This window comes from Longimicrobiales bacterium (genome assembly GCA_035764935.1).
Taxonomy (GTDB): Bacteria; Gemmatimonadota; Gemmatimonadetes; order Longimicrobiales; family RSA9; genus DASTYK01.
Genome location: DASTYK010000007.1, coordinates 1 through 2,247, shown reverse-complemented (window position 1 = coordinate 2,247; position 2,247 = coordinate 1). Strand labels below are relative to the sequence as shown.

The 2,247-nt window shown below is 66.2% G+C and carries 2 protein-coding genes; both read left to right on the top strand.

What is annotated here, in order from left to right; translation table 11 throughout:
- Positions 1-236, top strand: a 236-nt coding sequence (locus tag VFU06_00295) for an alpha/beta hydrolase (protein ID HEU5207819.1), incomplete at its 5' end; no start/stop codon positions are given.
- Between the two features lie 150 nt (positions 237-386).
- A partial coding sequence (locus VFU06_00290) for a DPP IV N-terminal domain-containing protein (protein HEU5207818.1) occupies positions 387-2,247 on the top strand: 1,861 nt, incomplete at its 3' end.

Here is a 2,247-nt window from a genome sequence, read left to right as displayed (position 1 = left end):
CATCGCCCGACGAGCCGGACACGGATGTGCGCGCGCTGCGCTGTCCTGTGCTGTTCATTGTCGGGACCAGGGACAACGTGGCGGATCGAGAGTATGTGGAGCAGCTCGCGCAGGACGTGCAGGGTGCGCGGATTGCATGGCTGACCGGTGGCGGCCACGCGTTGCCGCGCAGCGTCGCAGATGGGTTCAATGACGCGGTGATCCGATTTCTCGGGGCCGTCGATCGCACCCGCTGAAACGAAAACCCAAGTGCTGAACGCAATTGCACGACGGCACGCGAAATGCCCGAAAATTTCACGATTGCGCACCTGCCGGCGGCTGCCTACAATGGGAGCCCCGGGCCTGCCGCCCGATCATCCGCACAACAGACGTTCGAAAGGCAAGCAATGAAGGAGCCCGTGATGCACCGCGTGCGTGCCGTTACGCCGCGTCGCGTCGCCAGTGTACTCGTGTCCCTGCAACTCGCTGCCGCGGCCCCCGTGGCAGCGCAGCAGCTCACGGTAGAGCGTGTCTACGCATCCGACGAGTTCCGCACCCGCAGCGCAGCGCTCGACTTCCACACGGACGGTCAGAGTGTCGTCGTGTACGAGACGGAGGGCGACGCTGTAGACGTCTGGCTCGAGGGGATCCGGACCGGCGAGCGGGAACGTGTGATCCAGGGGAGCCGGCTGGTTCCCGAGGGAGCGAGCACACCGATCCGCATCGAGAGCGTCACCTTCAACGAGGACCGCTCGCTGGCACTCATCTTCGCCAACTCCGAGCGCGTGTGGCGCCTCAACACGCTGGGCGAGTACTACGTGCTCGACATGGAGTCAGGCAGGCTCACGCCCGTTTCGACCACGGGCAAGCAGATGTTCGCGAAGCTGTCGCCGGACGGCACCAGGGTCGGGTTCGTCCGCGACAACGATCTTTTCGTCCGTGACCTGCGGACCGGCGCGGAATCGCGCCTCACGGATGACGGCGGCGAGAACATCATCAACGGCACCACCGACTGGGTCTACGAGGAGGAGCTCGGCCTGCGCGACGCGTGGCGCTGGAGCCCGGACGGTACGCGCATCGCATACTGGCGCTTTGACCAGAGCGCGGTCGAGACGTTCTACATGATCGACGATCTCGAGCACTACTCCGAGCTGATCCCGCTGCGCTACCCCAAGGCGGGCGCGGAGAACTCGAGCGTGCAGATTCGCGTCGTCGACATTGCCGATGGCGCGACGGAGACGATCACGAGCGTCGACGGCAACAGCTACCTGCCGCGCATGGACTGGATGGGTGAGAACGCGCTGCTCATCCAGCGACTCAACCGCCACCAGAACCGGCTCGAAGTGCTGCGCGCCGATACGCGCACGGGTGAGGTCGCGCCCCTTTTCGTCGAGACCGACAGTGCCTGGGTCGACGTCGACGACGACCTGATCTGGTTCGACGATGGCAGGCGCTTCCTCTGGTCGAGCGAGCGCGACGGCTGGAATCACCTTTACGTGTACGGGCGCGACGGACGCGTCCAGCGCCAGCTCACGGAAGGTGAGTGGGACGTCGCCTCCGTGCTGGGTGTCGATGAGCGCGGCGGCTTCGTCTACTTCACGGCCGCGCGGCCGACTCCGATGGAGCTGCACCTGTTCCGCGTTCCGCTGCGGGGCGGGCGCATCGAGAAGCTGACCGAGGAGGCAGGCACTCACTATGTGTCGATGAGTCCGGGCTTCACCTACTATGTGGACACGTGGTCCCGGGCGGGCACGCCCCCGACGACGCGGCTCTTCTCGACCGACGGCCGCCTCTCGCGCACCCTGGCAGAGAACAGCACGGTCGCCCGGCGCGTCGACGAGCTCGGGCTGAAGCCGCCGGAGTTCTTCCAGTTCGAGACGAGCGACGGCGTGACGCTGAACGGCTGGATGATCAAGCCCGCCGATTTCGATCCTGCGCGCCGGTACGCGGCGCTGCTCTACGTGTACGGCGGTCCCGGCTCACAGACCGTGACCGATGCATGGGGCGGCAGCCGCTACCTCTGGCATCACCTGCTCGCAGAGCGGGGGATCATCGTCGTCAGCGTCGACAACCGCGGGACCGGCGCACGCGGCCGTGACTTCAAGAAGGTGACGTACCTGAATTTGGGCGAGCACGAAACGCGGGACCAGGCGGAGGCCGCACGCTGGCTGGCGTCGCAGCCGTACATCGACCAGAGCCGCATCGGCATCTGGGGCTGGAGCTACGGCGGCTACATGACCGCGCTCGGCATGATGAACAGCGACCGGT